Annotated in this window: 15 protein-coding genes; 13 read left to right on the top strand and 2 right to left on the bottom strand. The window is 70.0% G+C overall.

Features of this window, described 5'->3' with window-relative positions; genetic code table 11:
* Positions 1-13 precede the first annotated feature (13 nt).
* Genes G6N30_RS12215 through atzF form a run of 4 tightly spaced genes read left to right on the top strand, consistent with a single transcriptional unit; the run spans position 14 to position 6,898 of the window.
* Positions 14-940: an urea amidolyase associated protein UAAP1 gene (locus tag G6N30_RS12215; protein WP_134053100.1), complete on the top strand. Its 927-nt coding sequence runs from the start codon at positions 14-16 to the stop codon at positions 938-940.
* Entirely contained in the window at positions 937-1,569 is a 633-nt protein-coding gene (locus tag G6N30_RS12210; protein WP_134053098.1) for an urea amidolyase associated protein UAAP2, read from the top strand. Before G6N30_RS12215 ends, G6N30_RS12210 begins: the two co-directional genes overlap by 4 nt.
* Complete coding sequence (uca, locus tag G6N30_RS12205; protein ID WP_134053097.1) at positions 1,566-5,165, top strand: urea carboxylase; 3,600 nt, start codon at positions 1,566-1,568, stop codon at positions 5,163-5,165. Before G6N30_RS12210 ends, uca begins: the two co-directional genes overlap by 4 nt.
* Positions 5,162-6,898, top strand: coding sequence for an allophanate hydrolase (gene atzF, locus G6N30_RS12200; RefSeq protein WP_134053095.1), 1,737 nt, complete (start codon positions 5,162-5,164; stop codon positions 6,896-6,898). The genes uca and atzF overlap by 4 nt, the downstream gene beginning before the upstream one ends.
* Here the strand turns inward: atzF and G6N30_RS12195 are convergent.
* Entirely contained in the window at positions 6,853-7,557 is a 705-nt protein-coding gene (locus G6N30_RS12195; protein WP_134053093.1) for a TetR/AcrR family transcriptional regulator, read from the bottom strand. The genes atzF and G6N30_RS12195 overlap by 46 nt on opposite strands.
* 241 nt (positions 7,558-7,798) lie before the next feature.
* Between G6N30_RS12195 and G6N30_RS12190 the strand changes: the two genes are divergently transcribed.
* From G6N30_RS12190 to G6N30_RS12155, 8 genes are read left to right on the top strand one after another with little or no spacing between them, the layout of a single operon-like run.
* Positions 7,799-9,796 carry a dipeptide ABC transporter ATP-binding protein gene (locus G6N30_RS12190; protein WP_134053091.1) on the top strand — a complete coding sequence of 666 codons (1,998 nt, stop codon included), beginning with the start codon at positions 7,799-7,801 and terminating at the stop codon, positions 9,794-9,796.
* On the top strand, positions 9,796-10,662 hold the full coding sequence (locus tag G6N30_RS12185; protein WP_134053089.1) for an ABC transporter permease: 867 nt from the start codon (positions 9,796-9,798) through the stop codon (positions 10,660-10,662). Before G6N30_RS12190 ends, G6N30_RS12185 begins: the two co-directional genes overlap by 1 nt.
* A gap of 39 nt (positions 10,663-10,701) precedes the next feature.
* The gene (locus tag G6N30_RS12180; protein WP_134053087.1) at positions 10,702-11,706 is read left to right on the top strand and encodes an ABC transporter permease; all 1,005 of its coding nucleotides are present in this window, start codon (positions 10,702-10,704) and stop codon (positions 11,704-11,706) included.
* Positions 11,707-12,354, top strand: a complete 648-nt coding sequence (locus tag G6N30_RS12175; protein WP_134053085.1) for a cysteine hydrolase family protein — start codon at positions 11,707-11,709, stop codon at positions 12,352-12,354. It abuts the gene before it with no gap.
* Entirely contained in the window at positions 12,351-13,931 is a 1,581-nt protein-coding gene (locus G6N30_RS12170) for an ABC transporter substrate-binding protein (RefSeq protein WP_134053083.1), read from the top strand. The genes G6N30_RS12175 and G6N30_RS12170 overlap by 4 nt, the downstream gene beginning before the upstream one ends.
* Complete coding sequence (locus G6N30_RS12165; protein ID WP_134053081.1) at positions 13,931-14,764, top strand: N-acyl homoserine lactonase family protein; 834 nt, start codon at positions 13,931-13,933, stop codon at positions 14,762-14,764. Before G6N30_RS12170 ends, G6N30_RS12165 begins: the two co-directional genes overlap by 1 nt.
* Positions 14,761-15,291, top strand: a complete 531-nt coding sequence (locus tag G6N30_RS12160) for a hypothetical protein (protein WP_134053079.1) — start codon at positions 14,761-14,763, stop codon at positions 15,289-15,291. Before G6N30_RS12165 ends, G6N30_RS12160 begins: the two co-directional genes overlap by 4 nt.
* Entirely contained in the window at positions 15,288-16,331 is a 1,044-nt protein-coding gene (locus tag G6N30_RS12155; RefSeq protein ID WP_134053077.1) for an isopenicillin N synthase family dioxygenase, read from the top strand. The genes G6N30_RS12160 and G6N30_RS12155 overlap by 4 nt, the downstream gene beginning before the upstream one ends.
* Here the strand turns inward: G6N30_RS12155 and G6N30_RS12150 are convergent.
* Complete coding sequence (locus tag G6N30_RS12150) at positions 16,324-17,433, bottom strand: ABC transporter substrate-binding protein (protein WP_407664730.1); 1,110 nt, start codon at positions 17,431-17,433, stop codon at positions 16,324-16,326. The two genes, G6N30_RS12155 and G6N30_RS12150, sit on opposite strands and share 8 nt — an antisense overlap.
* Before the next feature lie 168 nt (positions 17,434-17,601).
* Between G6N30_RS12150 and ctaD the strand changes: the two genes are divergently transcribed.
* Complete coding sequence (gene ctaD / locus G6N30_RS12145) at positions 17,602-19,332, top strand: aa3-type cytochrome oxidase subunit I (protein ID WP_134053075.1); 1,731 nt, start codon at positions 17,602-17,604, stop codon at positions 19,330-19,332.
* The last annotated feature ends 25 nt before the right edge of the window (positions 19,333-19,357 follow it).

The raw sequence follows: 19,357 nt of genomic DNA, 5'->3' as shown, positions 1-19,357 counted from the left end.
TCAGGTGACAGAAATGCCGCCGTCGACGCCGGCCCCGCGATCCCCGGGAGCACCTTTGACCAGCGATCTCCGCGCGTCCGACGGCAGTGCAGCGACGTCGTCGACCGCCACCACCGCCGGCGCGCGGGCGCACGCACGCGCCCAGCACGGCCGCACCGCCGACCACATGCGTCACGTTCCGGCGTCGAGCAGTCCGACCGCACCCGACGGCGTTGCGGCCGAACGCCTGGTGTGGTCGGAGACGGTGGCGCCCGGCGGCTACACCACCGCGGTGCTGGCCCGCGGTACGCGGATCCGCATGACCGATGTGGACGGTGACGCCTGCGCGCATCTTCTCCTGCACCGCGCCGACGCGACACACGAGCGGCTCAACGTCGCCGACACCGTCAAGGTGCCGTGGCAGGCATACCTCGGGCCCGGTCACCCGCTGCTGAGCGGCTTCGGGCGGGTGCTCGCGACCGTCGTCGCCGACACCTCAGGGCATCACGATGCGCTCGCGGGCACGACGACGCTCGCCGGCAACGAGGCGAAGTACGGGTCGGGTGCCCCGGAGTCACCGGCTCCGGCGGGCCGCGAGCTGCTGCTGCTCGCCGCGCTGAAAAACGGTATGGCACAACGTGATCTGGTGCCGTCGGTATCGTTCTTCAAATCCGTGCGCGCCGGCGGTGACGGCGTCCTGCGGTGGGAGGGGTCGGCAGGTCCGGGCACCGCGGTCGACCTGCTGCTCCACGTCGACACCATCGTGCTGCTCGCCAACACCGCGCACCCGTTGGATCCCCGCCCGCAATTCACCTGCTCACCCCTGCAGCTGCACGCCTGGCCCGCCGCAACCGACCTCGGCCGGCTCGCCGCCGGTGAGCTCATCGGCGAACTGGGCCCCGAACACCGCCAGGCGATCGCCAACACCGACGCCGATCTCGTCGCCCGAGGAGTGCTGTGACCACCATCGAGGCCCCCGTTCCCGGACAGACCGTGCTCGACGAGACCGTCCCCGCCCGGGCGGCCTGGTCGGCGGTCGTCTCCGCCGGCGACGTGCTGACCATCGTCGACCTCGAGGGCAACCAGGCCGTCGACTGCCTGCTGTACTCGGCCGCCGACACCGCGGTGCGGTACTCCGCCGCGGAAACCATTGCCCGCCAGGGCCGTATCGCACTGACCACCGGCTCGGTACTGCGCGCCGACACCGGGGCGGCGTTGATGACCGTCGTCGCCGACGAGGTCGGGGTCCACGACACCCTCGGCGGCGCGTGCTCGAAGGAATCGAACACACTGCGCTACGGACAGCACACCCGTGCCCAGCACGGTTGCATGGAGAACTTCCTGGTGGAGGGCGCCCGCCACGGGCTCGGGGCCCGCGATCTGGCGAGCAACATCAACTGGTTCATGAACGTGCCCGTCGACCCCGACGGTGCGCTCGGAATCGTCGACGGCCTGTCCGGACCGGGTAAGCGGATCGCGTTGCGCGCCGACATCGACACACTCGTGCTCGTCTCCAACTGCCCGCAGATCAACAACCCCTGCAACGCCTTCAACCCCACGCCGGTGCGTATGATCGTGACCCGCCCGTGAGCACCGCGCTGATCGCCAACCGCGGCGAGATCGCCGTGCGCCTCCTGCGTTCGGCGCACCTGCTGGGACTGCGTACCGTGGCGGTGTTCTCCGACGCCGACCGCGGCGCCCCGCACGTGCGGCTCGCCGATCACGCCGTGCGGCTCGGGCCGTCCGCGCCAGGCGACAGCTACCTGCGCATCGACGCCATCCTGGCCGCCGCGCTCGCCAGCGGCGCCGACATGATCCACCCCGGTTACGGATTTCTCTCCGAAGACGGCGATTTCGCCGAGGCGGTGGAGGCCGCGGGGATGACGTTCGTCGGCCCGACGCCGGAGCAACTGCGCGTGTTCGGCACCAAGCACACCGCCCGCGCCGCGGCCCGCGACGCCGGGGTGCCCGTGTTCCCGGGATCGGATCTGCTCGCCGACGCCGGCGCCGCACTCGACGCCGCGGACATCATCGGCTACCCGGTCATGCTCAAGGCGACCGGCGGCGGCGGCGGAATCGGAATGCAGGTGTGCCGCAACGCCGTCGAACTACGCGCGGCTTTCGAGCGGGTGGCGCGCCTCGCCGCCCGCAGCTTCGGCACCGCGGGGGTGTTCGTCGAACGGTTCGTCGAGACCGCACGCCACGTCGAGGTGCAGATCTTCGGCGACGGCACCGGCAACGTCGTCTCCCTCGGCGACCGCGACTGCTCCCTGCAGCGGCGCAACCAGAAGGTGATCGAAGAGGCGCCGGCGCCGGCGCTGCCCGACCCGGTCCGCGCCCTGCTGCACCAGGCGTCTCGGGCGCTGGCCGCCTCGGTCGCCTACCGGTCCGCGGGCACCGTCGAGTTCGTCTACGACCCGGTCCGGCAGCAGGCGTCGTTCCTCGAGGTCAACGCCAGGCTGCAGGTGGAACACCCGGTGACAGAGGCCGTCACCGGAATCGACCTCGCCGCGTGGATGTTCCGGCTCGGCCGCGGCGAGACCGACATGCTGCGACCCCATCTGGCCACCGGTGCGGTGCCGGTGCACGGCCACGCCTTGGAGGCCCGCGTGTATGCCGAGGATCCGGCACGCGACTACCGCCCCAGCACCGGAACGCTGACCGCCGTGTCCTTCCCCGCCGACGTACGCGTGGACACCTGGATCGAGGACGGCACCGAGGTGTCCTCGTTCTACGATCCGCTGCTGGCCAAGGTGATCGCCACCGCCACCGGACGCGACGAGGCGTTGGAGCGACTCGGCGCCGCGCTGGACGACATCGTGCTGCACGGCATCGAGACCAACATCGGCGCGCTGCGCGCGGCTGTGACCCACGGAGACGTCCGCGCCGCCCGGCACAGCACCGCGACGCTCGCCGACGTCGCCGACACCCGGCCCCGAATCACGGTCGAACGCCCCGGCCTGCTGACCACCGTGCAGGACCTGCCCGGCCGGGTCGGGCTCTGGCACGTCGGCGTGCCGCCGAGCGGCCCGATGGACGACCTGTCCTTCCGGCTCGGCAACCGTGCCCTCGGCAACCCCGACGGCGCAGCGGGTCTCGAGTGCACCGCATCCGGGCCGGCGCTGCGCGTCACCCACGCCACCGTCGTGTGTGTCACGGGCGCCGAGTGCCGCATCACCGTCGACGGCCGGCCGGTGCCGATGTGGGAGCCGGTGGAGGTCCCGGCCGGGGGAGTGCTGGACGTCGGCGCCCCGGAGAGCGCAGGCCTGCGGACCTACGTGCTGGTCGCCGGTGGCCTCGACATCCCCGCCTACCTGGGCAGCGCCTCGACGTTCACCCTGGGCCGGTTCGGTGGCCACGGCGGCCGGCCCCTGGTCGCCGGAGACGTGCTGCGGGCCGCGCGGCCGTCGACCGACGCCGGCTGCGGGGGCGGCCCGGTCGACCCCGCGATGCGCCCCGCCCTGACCTCCCGGTGGACGCTGGCCGTCACCGAGGGCCCGCACGGCGCGCCGGAGTTCTTCACCCGCGACGACATCGAGACCCTGTTCGCCGCGGAGTACCGCGTCCACTTCAACTCCGCCCGAACCGGCGTCCGGCTCGAAGGGCCGAGGCCGCGCTGGGCCCGGCCCGACGGCGGGGAGGCCGGACTGCACCCGTCGAACATCCACGACACCCCGTATTCCGTTGGCGCACTGGACTTCACCGGCGACACCCCGATCCTGCTTGGCCCCGACGGGCCCAGTCTCGGTGGCTTCGTCTGCCCGGTGACGGTGGTGGCCGCGGAGCGATGGAAGCTCGGCCAGCTGCGTCCGGGCGACACCGTGCGGTTCGTGCCCGTGCGCGCCGCGGACGCGCCGGCGCGCAGCGACGTGGGCGCACCGGCACTGCTCGCGACCGGGGGAGACGGTGACGACGGCGTCCTGGCCCGCCGCGACGGTCAGCCCCGCGTCACCTACCGTCGCAGCGGTGACGACAACCTCCTGATCGAGTACGGCGACATGGTGCTCGACCTGGCGTTGCGCGCCCGCGTGCACGCCCTGCACAGCCGGCTGGCCGAGACGCGGGTGACCGGAATCGTCGACCTCACACCGGGTATCCGCTCACTGCAGGTGCATGTGGACCCGCAACAGCTGCCGATCGACCGCCTCCTCGGACTGCTGACCGAACTCGAAGACGATCTGCCCGCCACCTCGGAGCTGGTGGTACCGAGCCGGTCGGTGCGGCTGCCGCTGTCCTGGGACGATCCGGCGACCCGGGAGGCGATCGCGCGGTACATGTCCGGGGTGCGCGACGACGCGCCGTGGTGCCCGTCCAACATCGAATTCATCCGGCGCGTCAACGGATTGGCGTCCCAGGACGACGTCGCGGACATCGTGTTCGCCGCCGAGTACCTGACGCTGGGCCTCGGTGACGTGTATCTCGGTGCGCCCGTGGCGACTCCACTCGACCCCCGCCACCGCCTGGTCACCACGAAATACAATCCGGCCCGCACCTGGACGGCGGAGAACTCCGTCGGTATCGGTGGTGCGTACCTGTGCATCTACGGGATGGAGGGGCCGGGCGGGTACCAGTTCGTCGGCCGCACCACGCAGGTGTGGAGCACCCACCGCCACACCGCGCCGTTCGAACCCGGCCACCCATGGCTGCTGCGATTCTTCGACCGCATCTCCTGGTATCCGGTGTCGGCCGAGGAACTGCTCGACCTGCGTGCCGATCTCGCCGCCGGCCGCGGCAGCGTCGAGATCACCGACGGCACGTTCTCCCTCGACGAACACGAGCGCTTCCTGGCCCACAACGCCGACTCCATCGCCGAGTTCCGGGCCCGCCAGAGCGCCGCGTTCTCCACCGAGCGGGAGGCGTGGGCGGCGGCCGGGGAGTTCGACCGCGCCGAGCGGGCGCAGTCGCGGGCCGCGGACACCACCGAACTCGTCCTCGACGACGGCGCGCAGCGCGTGGACGCCCCGTTCTCGTCGAACGTGTGGAAAGTCGCTGTCGCCGTGGGGGAACGGGTGACCGCCGGACAGGCACTGCTGGCGCTGGAGGCGATGAAGATGGAGACCGTCGTGACGGCGCCCGCCGACGGCGTGGTGACCCACATCCTCGTCGAGGCGGGCAACCAGGTGGAGCCGGGAACACCGCTGGTCGTCCTGGACGGCGACAGTGACCTCGCCGGGATCCCGGCATGAGCGCCGTCGACCGCGTGCACGCCGCGTACACCACGATCGAGTCCACCGCGCGACCCGAGATCTGGATCGCCCTGCGGCCGTTGGCCGACGCGCTCGCCGACGCGCGGGCCGTCGATGCCGCCGTTGCGGCGGGAGCCGGCCTCCCGCTGGCCGGTCTGACCGCCGCGGTGAAGAACAACGTCGACGTCGCGGGCATCCCCACCACCGCGGCCTGTCCCGGCTATGCCGGCGAGGCCGCCCTTGCCGACGCCCCGGTGGTCGCGCGCCTGCGCGCAGCCGGTGCCGTCGTGATCGGGGTGACCAACCTCGACCAGTTCGCCACGGGGCTGGTCGGCACGCGCAGCCCGCACGGCGCGGTGCGCGACGCCCGCCGGCCCGAATACATCTCGGGCGGGTCGAGTTCCGGATCGGCGGTCGCGGTCGCCCTGGGCATCGTCGACGTCGGGATCGGCACCGACACCGCGGGATCCGGGCGGGTCCCCGCCGCACTGCAGGGCATCGTCGGGATCAAACCGACCTACGGTGTGGTGCCCACCGACGGTGTGGTGCCCGCCTGCCGCTCGTACGACTGCGTCACCGTCTTCGCCCGCGACCTCGACACCGCCGACGCCGCCATGGGCGTGCTGGCGGGTGCCGACGAGACGACGGCGGCGCGGCCGTTCCCGCCCGGGGCTCCACTCGGCGCGCCGGCCGAGCCGCGGGTGGCCGTACCCCGTGAACTGCCCGGCCTGAATCCAGCCTGGCAGAACGCATTCGGCGACGCCAGGGCCCGGCTCGAGGAGCGGGGCGTGAGCGTCCGCGAGATCGACCTCACCCCGTTCCTCGAGGCGGCGCGACTGCTCTACGACGGCGGCCTGGTGGCCGAACGCCACGAAGCGGTCGGGGAGTTCGTCGACGCCCACCCAGACCAGGTCGACCCGACCGTGGGTGCCATCATCTCGGCGGCCGGTACGGTCCCCGCCACACGGCTGCTGCGCGACCGGGTGCGCCTGGCCGAACTCACCGCCGTGGCGATGGCCGAACTCGGCGACTGCGATGCGCTGCTGATCCCGACCACGACCGAACACCCGACGATCGCCGAGGTCGAGGCCGATCCGATCGGGGTCAACTCGCGGCTGGGCACGTACACCAACTTCTGCAACCTCATGGACATGTGCGCGGTCGCCGTGCCGTCCGGGACCGTCGACGGCGCGCAGTTCGGGGTGTCGGTGGTCGCCCGAGCGGGCGCCGACGCGCTGGCGCTCGATATCGCGCGCCGTGTCATGGCGCACTCGGATCCTGTTGTCCGGCAGATGGTCTGGCCGATGCGTGCCGGACTGCAGGCGGTACCGCTGCTCGTCGTCGGCGCGCACCTGCGTGGCCAGCCGCTGGCGTGGCAGCTGGACCAGCGGGGCGCCCGTTGGGTCGGACCCGTGCTCACCGCCCCGCTCTACCGCCTCTCGCGCCTGGACACCGACCCGCCCAAACCCGGCCTGATGCGGGTGGGCGCGGCATCCGGTGCGGCGATCGGCGGTGAGCTGTGGTTGATCGGGGCCGCCATGCTCGGAGACTTCCTCGCGGCGCTGCCCGCCCCGATGATGCTGGGCCGGGTCACGCTGGCCGACGGTACCGAGGTGGTCGGGTTCGGCTGCGCGCTCGACGCTTGGGAGTCCGGTGAGGACATCTCGTCCTACGGGGACTGGCGGCGCTATCTGACCGATGTCACCGGCAACGCACTCAGTGAGCGGGTGTAGTCCCGCACCGCCTCCCCGCTGCGGGCCCGCAGGGCGGCGGTGGCACCGTCGGGGACCCCGAGCACCCGCAGGCAGGCGTCGGCCACGTGGACCGGCAACTCCTCGCGCCGCGGGCCCGCGGGCACCGACCACATGTTGACCAGTGACTCCACCAGGCGGAACGGCAGATCAGCGGCCGCCTCGTGGACGCCGGTCTGATCGAGTACGCCGCGGCTGAGCGCGAGGTAGTGCAACCGCAGTCGTTCGCGGTCGGACCAGAACGGTTCCAGGCGGGCGTCGCGCAACTCCGGCAGCAGATACAACGCGCCCAGATTCCACCGTCCGCTGAGCAATTGGTCACCGTCGAACGCCGCGAGCGCGTGCAGGTGCTCGGCGGCCGTCAACGCCGGCCGCGCACCCAGCAGGCTGGGGATGAAACCCAATGTGGGGGTGACCGTCTGGCTCAGCAGCGCGCAGAGGATGTCGTCCTTGGTCTTGAAGTAGTGGTACATCGACGCCTGCCGGATGCCGACCGATTCCGCGATATGGCGCGTCGAGGTGCTCGCGTACCCCAGCGTGGTGAACAGTTCGCCTGCGGCATCGAGGATTTCGTCACGCGCCGACATGCCGGGGCGTCGTGCGGTGTTCAGGCGCGGACGACCGGCCCGGGTGAGCGGCATGGTTCTATCGTGGCCCACGAACCGGTGAATCGGTATACCCCGGCGTTTCTGTCACACGACAGAAACGCGCGATACCCATCAGTTACGTGTGCCGTCAATTGGTTACGCGCGCGACACCCACCGCGCCGACGGCCGGTGAAAACTGTCAAGTGACAGGCGGGCGGTTCACCGATGTGCCGCTCCATCGCCACGTCGAACCGGCCGCTCGGCCCAGGTCGACCACAGCCCGCAGGAGCGATTGATGGGCATCGCTGTCTCCGAAGCCGACGCACCCGCCGTGGTGCCGTCGACGCCGGACCCGGTCGCCACCGTCGGCGACCTGCGGGTGACCTTCCGCCGCAACGGCCGCGCCATCCACGCGCTGCGCGGCGTCTCGCTGGCCATCGCGCGCGGTGAGATCCTCGGTCTGGTCGGCGAATCCGGTTCGGGCAAAAGCGTTCTCGGGTTCGGTCTGCTCGGTCTGCTACCGGACAACGCCACCACCACGGGCACGATCCGCGTCGCCGGGTCCGACATGGTCCGCGGTGAGGCGAAGGCGCTGCGCAAAGTGCGCCGCCTCGATCTGGGTGCGGTGTTCCAGGATCCGATGACCTCGCTGAATCCCACCATGCGCATCGGCAAGCAGGTGGCCGAGGCGGCGGGCAGCGAGGACGAGGCACTACGCCTGCTGACCGCCGTCGGTATCCCGGAGCCGGACCGCCGGATGCGGGCCTTCCCACACGAACTGTCCGGCGGTCTGCGGCAACGAGTGATGATCGCGATCGCGATCGCCGGTGACCCCGACCTCATCGTCGCCGACGAACCCACCACCGCGCTCGACGTCACGGTGCAGGCCCAGGTGCTGCGGCTGCTGCGGCGCCTGCGCGACGAGATCGGTTGCAGCATCGTGCTGATCACCCACGACCTCGGTGTGGCCGCCCAGATCTCCGACCGCATCGCGGTGCTCTACGCCGGCCGGATCGCCGAGATCGGCCCCAGCGCTGCGGTGCTGGCCACCCCGGCTCACCCCTACACCCACGGATTGCTGCGCTCCCGGCTGACGCTCGACACCGCGCGGGACCGCCCGCTGGCCGCACTCGCCGGCGCGGTGCCCAGCGCGGTGACACCGCTTCCCGGGTGCGCGTTCGTTCCGCGCTGTGCGCTGGCCACCGAGGAGTGCAATACGGCGCCACCGGATCCGCTCGCGGTGGCAGCCGAGCGCGTCAGCGCGTGCATCCGCCCGTTCGCGGAGGTCGCTGAGCGGCTCGGGGCCGCGGCCACCACCACCGGACAGGCGTTCCCCGCCACCTATACCGACCGTGGGGAGTTGCCGCCGTCGGTGGCGCTGCGCGACGTCACCAAGACCTTCTCGGTGGCCCGGCGATGGCTCGACCGGTCAGCCGACAGGGACGGGAAACTGCATGCGCTGCGTGGCGTTTCGCTGCGCGTCGGGCACGGGGAGTCGATCGCGCTGGTCGGGGAGAGCGGTTCGGGCAAATCCACCCTGCTGCGGGTCATCGCCGGGCTCGAGCCACCGTCGTCGGGATCGGTCGAGCTGATCGGAGAAGAGCGCCCGCAGATGGTGTTCCAGGATGCGGGCGCCTCGCTGACGCCATGGCTGTCGGTCGGTGAGCTGATCGGCGAGCGGTTGCGCCGGACAGGGCTGTCCCGGTCCCGCCGGCGGGAGCGGGTCGCCGAGGTGCTCGAGCGCGTCGGGTTGCCCGCCGACATCGCCAAGTCCCGCGCGGGTCAGCTGTCGGGCGGTCAACGACAACGTGTCTCGCTGGCCCGTGCGACGGTGGTGCCGCCCGAGGTGCTGTTGTGCGACGAGCCGACCAGCGCACTGGACGTCTCCCTGGCCGCATCGGTCCTGAACCTGATCGGCGACCTGCGACGGAGCCTCGACATGTCGGTGGTGTTCGTCACCCACGATCTGTCGGTGGCCCGGGTGGTCGCCGACCGCATCGCGGTGATGTACCTCGGCCGCATCGTCGAGATCGGGCCCGCCGACCGGGTGATCGCCCGGCCCGCACACCCGTACACCCAGGCCCTGGTCGACTCGATCCCCGATCTGGGGCACGAACCGCGGTCCCTGGCGGGGGAGCCGGCCAGCCCGTTGTCCCCGCCCACCGGATGCGCCTTCCATCCGCGGTGCCCGCTGGCGATCGACGCCTGCGGCGACACCGGACTGGACGTCCGCCTCGAAGGCTTCCCCGGCAACCCCCACCAGGTCGCCTGCATCGAGCGGAAGGCCGGCTGATGGCGGTGGCGCTGCCGGCCCCCACCATGGTGCGGGTGCGGCGACGGGTGCCGGCCCTGCCACAGTCACGGTCGGCGGTGGTCAACTGGATCGGCTTCTCGAGCATCGTCGTCGTCACCCTGGTCGCGGTCGCCGTACCGGTGATCTCACCCCACGATCCACTGCTGCCCGTCGGGATGCCACTGCAGGCACCCGGTGTCGACGGATTCCTCCTCGGCACCGACAGCGTCGGCCGCGACATCCTGTCGCGGGTGCTCTACGGGGCACGCTCGAGCTGGTTCGCGGCGCTGGCCGTGGTGGCGCTCGGCCTGTTCATCGGCGGGCTGATCGGGGTGATCGCCGGCACGGCCGGAGGCTGGATCGATTCGACGCTGATGCGGATCACCGACGCGTTCCTGTCGCTGCCCGCACCGGTTCTCGCGATCGCGGTGGTCGCCGCGCTCGGGCCTGGCTTCCTGCACACGCTGATCGCCGTGTCGATCGTGTGGTGGCCGTTCTACGCGCGGCTGGTGCGCGGCGAGATCGCGCGGCTCGCCGCCCGCCCCCACGTCGAGGCCGCCAAACTCGCCGGGGTCGGTCCGATCCGGCTGGCCACCCGCCACCTGGTGCCCGGTGCGGTGCCGAACGCGGTGGTCGCGGCCAGCATGGACATCGGCACGCTGATCCTCACCCTGGCCGCGCTGTCGTTCCTCGGGCTCGGTCAGTCCGCGCCCGCACCGGAACTGGGCGCGGACTCGGCCCGCAACCTGAGCTATTTCCTGCAGCAATGGTGGATTCCGGTGATGCCCGGACTCGGCGTGCTGGTCCTGGCGCTGGTCGGCAACATCGCCGGCGACAGCCTGCGCAACCTCATGAAGGGCAGGTAGGCCGATGAGCGCTCTCGCGAAGAGCACGAGGAGGGGCGCATGCGGACCTTCGTGACGACCAGGATCGCCGCCATGTTCGCGATCCTCGTCGCGCTGACCGGTGTGATGTTCGTGCTCGCCCACATCTCACCGCTGGACCCGGTGAAGTCACAGCTGGGCGCCCAGGCCTCGCAGGAGGCCGTCGCCGCCCGCCGGGAGGCGCTCGGCCTCAACGATCCGGTACTCGTACAGTTCTGGAACTACCTGACCGGTGCGGTGACGGGTGATCTCGGCACGTCGTACCGCACCCGCCACCCCGTCGCGTCCGACCTCGGCGACTTCCTGCCCGCCACACTGGAACTGGCGTTCTTCGGCATCGTCATCGCCCTGGTGCTCGCCGCTCTGCTGGCGTTCAGCACCACGCTGAAGTGGCGTGGATCGGCGGTACTGCGGGCCGTCCTGTTCACCGGTTCGTCGGCGCCGATGTTCCTGCTCGGCATCCTCGGTCTGATCGTCTTCTACCAGCAGCTCGGTTGGGTGCCGGCCAACGGCCGGTCCGGCATCACGAACGCGCCGTCCGGTCCGACCGGCCTGCTCACCGTGGACGGGCTGTTGCACGCCCGGTTCGACGTCGTCGCGGACGCATTCCACCACCTGCTCCTGCCCGCCGTGGTGATCGCGCTCGGTCCGGCGGTGGCGATCGGTCGGGTGCTGCGGTCGAGCCTGGTGGGTGACACCGACAGCGACTACGCGAGAACCGCACGGGCGAAGGGTCTTTCGGAAGGCCGGATCATGGTCGGTCACGTGCTGCGCAACTCCGTCGGTGCGGCGCTGTCGATGACCGGCCTGCAGATCGGTCTGATGTTCTCCGGCGTCCTCGTCGTCGAGCAGGTGTTCGGCTGGCCCGGCATCGGCCAGTACATCGCCCAGAGCATCCCGGTCGCCGACTTCCCGGCCATCGCCGGCGTCACGCTGATGCTCGGCGCGCTCTACGTCTTCATCAACACCATGGTGGACCTCCTGCAGGCGGCCGCCGATCCCCGCATCACCGTCAAAGGAGGATAAGTGCCCCAACAACCACTCATCGTGGGCAACCCCGTGCTCGTCGTCGTCGACATCCAACAGGGCGGGGGGATGCCGGCCGACGAGGTGGGCATCGACCACATGCCCGGGCACGCCGAACGGGTTGCTCGCGCAGAGCAATTGGTGGCCGCCGCGCGCGCCGCCGACATTCCGGTCGTGTTCTTCCAGGAGGTGCACCGGCCCAGCGGCGTCGATTTCGGCCGCGAACTCGACGGCACCGAAGGGGTGCACTGCGTGGCCGGTCACCCGGGCACCGACCTCGAGCCGTCGCTGCGTCCACGCCCGGAGCGTGACGACCGTGAGTTCCACATCGTCAAACGCCGCTACTCCGGGTTCATCGGCACCGAATTCGACATCGTGCTGCGCGGATTGAAGGCCTCCACCCTCATCCTCATCGGCGGGCTGACCGATGTGTGCGTGCACTACACGTTCGCCGACGCCCATCAGCGGGACTACTACGTGCGGGTGGTGTCCGACTGCGTCGGCGGCTCGTCGCAGTACCGCCACGACGCCGCGCTCGACGCCATGGAGTACCTGCAGACCGGCGCGCTGCGCACCACCGACGAGATCCTCGCCGCCTTCGGCGCCTGGGCTCCCGACGCGCTCGTCCTCGAAGGAGCGGCCCGATGATCCGTCGTCTCACCACCGTCACCGCAATCGCCGCGGTCACCGCCCTCACACTGAGCGCCTGCGGCGGTTCGGATTCCGGGGACGGTGCGCCGAACGCGGCGCCCACCGACAAGGTGCTGCACGTGTCGTTCCTGCAGGACCCGGGCCAACCGCCGGACCCGGACATCTTCTACGCCGGTCAGGGTCTGCTGTTGACGACCAACGTCTACGAGGGGCTGCTGCAGTTCAAGGGCGGCACCGACAAACCGGAGATCGAGCCGCTGCTGGCCACGGAGTGGACCGAATCACCCGATCACCGCGTGTACACCTTCAAGTTGCGGGAGGGAGTCACGTTCCACGACGGGACACCCTTCACTTCTGCTGCGGTCAAGGCCTCTTTCGACCGCCGGGTGGCCGTCGACCAGGGCCCGGCGTACATGGTGAAAGACGTCGAATCGATCACCACTCAAGGCGACCACGACGTCACGATCACGTTGAAGGCACCCAACGCGGCGTTCCTGGACTACCTCGCGTGCCCGTACGGGCCGCGGATGCTCAGCCCGACCGGCCTGGCGGCCAACGCCGGCGGCGACAACGCGCAGACCTACCTGACCACCCACGACCTCGGCACCGGTCCCTACACGCTCACCGCCGCGGAGGTCGGATCCCGGTACGCGTTGGCGGCCTACCCCGGATACTGGGGTGACAAGCCGTATTTCGAGCAGGTCGAGATCCCCGTCATCACCGACGTCTCCGCCCAGCAGCTGCAGTTCAACAACGGCCAGATCGCCGCGATCCTGCACGACCTGCCCTCCTCGGCGGTGGAGTCGTACCTGGACAACGACAAGTACGCGCACTACTCGCTGCCGACGATGATGTCGAACTACCTCTACGTCAACCCGCGCCGCGGAATGTTGACCGACCCGAAGAACCGCGCCGCACTGTTGGCCGCGATCGACGTCGACGCGCTGGTCAAGCAGACGTACTTCGGACGTGGCGAGAAGGCCGGACAGCTCTATCCGCCGAACATGCTCGCTCCGGAGTTGGCCAAGCAGAACATCACCCACGACCCGTCGCTCCTCACCGAGATCGCCGCGGGCCTGCCCGCCGACCAGAAATCCGTCACCATCGGGTACGACTCCTCCAACCCCGACAACCAGCTGGTCAACAACCTGATTCAAACTCAACTGGCCGCGGCCGGCCTCGACGCCAAGGTGCAGAGCTACCCGACCTCGGAGATCTACGGCTGGATCGGCAACGACGCCCCCAACGCGCCGGACATCCTGACCTCCACCGGGTGGCCGGATGCGCCGTCGCCCTACACGTGGGGCCACATCTCCTGGGATGCCGACGGCGGCCTCAACTACCTCGGGTGTTCCGCCCCGCCGATCACCGAAGCGCTGGCCCGGGGTCTGGAAACCGATGATCCACAGGCCTTCTCCGACGCAGCCAAGGCCGCCGAAGAGACCGGCTGCTGGCTCAACATCGCCGACGTCGACGACTTCATGGTGGCCCAGCCGTGGCTGAAGGGCGTAGAGCAGGCCCACGTGGTGACGAACCCGAACTCGCTTCGGCTGTTCGAGTTGTCGGCCGGCTGATGGCGACCCTCGTCGGACCCAGCGGGGTGCGGCGCATCATCCTGCTGACGCTCGGCTGGGAGGACCTCCCGAAATCGGTCAGCGTGCACGGCGCATCGGCGGCCGAACAGTTGCGCGAACCGGTGCCCGGTGTGCTGCTGCAGACCGAGGGCGGCTGGGTACTGCTGGACACCGGGTTCAACACGGCGCTGATCCGGGATCCCTACCTGTCCAAGCGCTTCTATCCGACGGTGGAGTACCGTCCGGTGCTGCCCGGCCCCGGCGAGCCGATCGAACAGCGGCTCGCCGAGGTCGGGGTGGACATCGACGACATCCACGTCGTGGCCGTCAGCCATCTGCACGTCGACCACGCCGGCGGCCTGAAGCTGTTCGCCGGCCGGGTGCCGGTGCACGCGCAGCGCCGGGAGCTGGAATACGGTCTGTCGAATCACCCGGACCCGGAGCAGCACGCCATCTTCCGGATCGACTTCGACGATCCGCGTATCGACTGGCGGCTGGCCGACGGGGAAGCGGAGATCGCGCCGGGGATCACCGCGGTGCCCACCTACGGTCACACCCCGGGTCATCAGAGCTTCGTCGTGCAGCTCGACTCCTCGGTCGGCGGTGACGGGTTCGTCTTCGCGTTCGACGCCGCCGACCTCACGGAGAACATCGAGCACGAACGGGCGATCGGCGGGTTCATCGACGTCGATCCCGAGGAGACCGTCGAACCGATCCGGCGGCTCAAGAAGTTGGCCGCCGACAAGGGTTTCCCGCTCATCCCGGGCCACGATCCGCACGTGTGGCCGGAACTGACCCAGCACTTCCACGAGCGGTTCGGTCCGGTGTCGTGACCGCGGTGCTGATCGGTGAGTGTACCGGCCTGTGGCGGCGCACGCTGCTCGTCGAGGCCGATGGATCCCGCGACACGGGGACCGGCGTCGTATGGCTGCAGGGGGAGAGCGCGTACGTCGATTCACGGGGGTTCGCGGGAACACTGCTCCAGCGCGGCAACATCTTCGAATGGCGCCGCGACATCGATCTGCAGCCACCCGGCGAGTTCCCCGATGTGGGGGCCGTGCACTGGGACGGCGACACGCTCGTCGAGCGCGGTGTCCACGCCGATTACGTCGAGCACTGGGTTCGCGACAGCGGGCCGGCCACACCGTGCTCGGCGCTGTGGCTCACCGCTGGCGTCGCGCACGGTCTGCTGCTGCGGGTCGGTGGCCGATTCGGCTGGGCGAGTGGTACTTCCGTGGTGGTCGGCGCGGTGGGGGACAGCCGGTGGAACGCACTCGACATCACGACGTCCGGTCCTCGACTACGCGCCGGCGGCGTGCGGTGGGACATCGAGCGAACTGAAGGAGAAGTGGAACTGTGAGCGGAGCAACGTCATTCACCTCCGTGCCGATCGTCGACATCAGCGGACTGCGCTCGACCGACCCGGCGGAGCAGGAACGCGTGGCGGCCGACCTCGGCGCCGCGGCGCGCGACGTCGGCTTCTTCTACCTCAGCGGATCGGGTGTGGACGAGTCGCTCTTCGACCGGATGCTCGCTGCGACGAAGCAGTTCTTCGCGCTGCCGCTGGAGGAGAAGATGCGCAGCTACATCGGCCTGTCCCGGTGTCACCGCGGATATGTGCCGGTCGGCGAGGAAGGCGTCGCCGATCAGGCGAACCCGGACCTCAAGGAGGCGTTCGACACCGCGCTGGACCTGCCGGCCGACGACCCGGACCACCTGGCCGGCAACCCGATGCTGGGCCCGAACACCTGGCCGGACCTGCCGGGGTTCGCCGAATCGGTCACCGCCTACTACACCGCGGTGCTCGAGGTCGGACAGCGGCTGCTGCGGGCGTTCGCGATCGCGCTGGGCGAGGACCCGGACGTGTTCTCCCGTCATGCGACGAAGACGCCGAGCCAACTGCGCCTCGTGCACTACCCCTTCAACCCGGACGCCGAAGACCGGATGGGTATCGGCGCGCACACCGACTACGAGTGCTTCACCCTGCTCAAACCCACCGCACCCGGCCTCGAGGTGCTCAACGGCGCCGGGGAGTGGATCGACGTGCCCCCGGTGCCCGGCACGTTCGTGGTCAACGTCGGCGACATGCTGGAACTGTGGACCAACGGCACCTTCGTCGCCACCAGCCACCGGGTACGCAAGGTCAAAGAGGAGCGGTATTCGTTCCCGCTGTTCTTCAACGTCGACTACGACACCGAGGTGAAGCCGTTACCGCAGTTCGCGCCGCGCGACGACCGGCCGCGGCCCCCGTTGCGGGCCGGTGAGCACCTGTTCGCCCAGACCGCACAGTCGTTCGCGTATCTGCGGCGCCGCCTCGAGAGCGGGGAATTGGTGCTGCCCGAGGGCTCGATGGAACTCGGCCAGTTCGGCCAGCAGGCGCTGCAGGGGACCACTAGTTGATCGGTGCGTTGACCCAGCGCAGGTCGGCCAGGACGCCGCGGGCCGCCACGATGCCCTGACCGGATTGCCACACCTCGTTGTTCACGATGTAGACGCGGCCGTCCTGAGCGGCCGACAACGCCCGCCAGGCGTCGCTGTCGAGCACCTCCGCCGCGCGGTCGCGCGCAGCGGGCGAGGCGAACGACACGTACACGATGTCGGCGTCGGCGATCGAGTAGTCCGGTGAACCGCCGGTGGCGACCTCCACGAACGGTTCCTCGGTGAAACGCTGGGAGGCCGGACGGTCGACGCCCACCTCCGCCAGCACGCTGCCCGCGAAGTTGTCGACCCCGAAGACCCGGACCGCGTCATCGGCCAGTTGCACCACCGAGGCCTGGAAGTGGGCCGCGTCGTTGTCCGCGCCGGTGCCGCGGGCGGCGTCGGCGAAACCGTCGAGCAGTCCACCCGCGGCGCCGAATCTGCCGGTGGCCGCGCCGACCGTGCGGAGATTGGCCTGCCAGTCGGCGCCCGGGGGACCGGTGAACACCGTCGGCGCGATCTGCCCGAGCGCGCCGAACAACTCCGGTGTCAGGGCCTGCGACCCGAGGATCAGGTCGGGCGCCGCGGCCCGTATCGCGTCGAGGTCCGGCGCTGAGCGCGTTCCGGCCGCCGCGACGCCGTGAATGACGGCACCGAGGTAGGAGGGCTGCTGATCCTGCCCGTCGGGCAACGCGGCGGCGACGATGCGCGACTGCAGGCCGAGGGCGCACAGCGCGTCGAGTTGATCACCGGAGAGCACGACGATGCGCTGCGGATCGGCCTGCACCCGGGTCTCCCCGGCGGCGTGGCGGACCTCCCGCTGCGGCGGGCCCGCATCGACGGCGGCGGGTTCGGGGGCGCACGACTCGTCGGGTCGGCGGTCGTTGCCCAGCACACCGGCGCCCGCGATGCGGGTGGTGCTGGTGATCACCGACGTCATGGGTGTGGACGCGGACTCCCCGTCGGTCGATCCGCATCCGGCCAGCACCGCCGCGAGTGCGGTGACGAGTACGGCCGACACGGTCGTCGCCGCCCGTGTTCCCGCCCTTGTCCGAGCCCTGTTCCGCGGTCGGCCGATCAGCACGGGCCCGACGGTAACATCCTGGTCGCGACCCTCGTCCACGCCGCGGCGCCTCGCCTGCGACAGGCAATTACGACGGTTTGTAGGACCCAGGCTGACCCCGGCCGCATCGAGCGATAGGATTCGTGGCAGCAAGGCGGGGAATCGCCGACAGAACTTTTGGAGGACCTCTTGGTAGCCGAAGCGCCCCCAATCGGAGAACTCGAGGCACGTCGTCCGTTCCCGGAGCGCCTCGGTCCCAAGGGCAACCTGATCTACAAGGTCATCACGACCACCGATCACAAGCTGATCGGCATCATGTACTGCATCGCCTGCTTCGCGTTCTTCCTGATCGGCGGGCTGATGGCGCTGTTCATGCGCACCGAGCTCGCGGTCCCCGGGCTGCAGTTCCTGTCCAACGAGCAGTACAACCAGCTGTTCACCATGCACGGCACGGTGATGCTGCTGTTCTACGCGACCCCGATCGTGTTCGGATTCGCCAACCTGGTGCTGCCGCTGCAGATCGGCGCCCCCGACGTGGCGTTCCCGCGACTCAACGCGTTGTCGTTCTGGCTGTTCCTGTTCGGCGCACTGATCGCCCTCGCCGGATTCATCACCCCGGGCGGCGCCGCCGACTTCGGCTGGACCGCCTACTCGCCGCTGACCGACGCCATCCACTCGCCCGGCGCCGGCGGTGACCTGTGGATCATGGGTCTGGCCGTCGGTGGTCTGGGCACCATCCTCGGTGGCGTCAACATGGTCACCACCGTGGTCTGCATGCGGGCCCCCGGCATGACGATGTTCCGGATGCCGATCTTCACCTGGAACATCCTGGTGACGTCGATCCTGGTGCTGCTGGCCTTCCCGCTGCTGACCGCGGCCCTGTTCGGCCTCGCCGCCGACCGCCACCTCGGCGCGCACATCTACGATCCGGCCAACGGCGGTGTGCTGCTGTGGCAGCACCTGTTCTGGTTCTTCGGGCACCCCGAGGTGTACATCATCGCGCTGCCGTTCTTCGGCATCGTCAGCGAGATCTTCCCGGTGTTCTCCCGCAAGCCGATCTTCGGGTACACCACGCTGATCTACGCGACCATCGCGATCGCGGCCCTGTCGGTCGCGGTGTGGGCGCACCACATGTACGCCACCGGCGCGGTGCTGCTGCCGTTCTTCTCGTTCATGACGTTCCTCATCGCGGTGCCGACCGGTATCAAGTTCTTCAACTGGATCGGCACGATGTGGAAAGGCCAGTTGACGTTCGAGACACCGATGCTGTTCTCGGTGGGCTTCCTGCTGACCTTCCTCCTCGGTGGCCTGTCGGGTGTGCTGCTGGCCAGCCCCCCGCTGGACTTCCACGTGACCGACAGCTACTTCGTCATCGCGCACTTCCACTACGTGCTGTTCGGCACCATCGTGTTCGCGACGTATGCCGGCATCTACTTCTGGTTCCCGAAGATGACGGGCCGCCTGCTCGACGAGCGCCTCGGCAAGCTGCACTTCTGGTTGACGTTCATCGGCTTTCACACCACCTTCCTGGTGCAGCACTGGGTCGGTGACGAGGGCATGCCGCGCCGTTACGCCGACTACCTGCCGTCGGACGGGTTCACCACGCTGAACATCGTCTCGACCATCGGCGCCTTCATCCTCGGCATCTCGACGCTGCCGTTCCTATGGAACATCTTCCGCAGCTGGCGCTACGGCGAGCCGGTCACGGTCGACGATCCGTGGGGTTACGGCAACTCGCTCGAGTGGGCCACCAGCTGCCCGCCGCCGCGGCACAACTTCACCGAGCTGCCCCGCATCCGGTCGGAGCGCCCGGCGTTCGAGCTGCACTATCCGCACATGGTCGAGCGGATGCGGGCCGAGGCCCACGTCGGCCGCGACCACCATGCGGACGAACCCACGCCGATCGACGCGTCCAGCTGATATGGGCTGCTGCGGAATCTGGGGG

The organism is Mycolicibacterium litorale (assembly GCF_010731695.1).
Lineage (GTDB): Bacteria > Actinomycetota > Actinomycetes > Mycobacteriales > Mycobacteriaceae > Mycobacterium > Mycobacterium litorale.
This window is presented reverse-complemented; position numbering and strand designations above follow the sequence as displayed.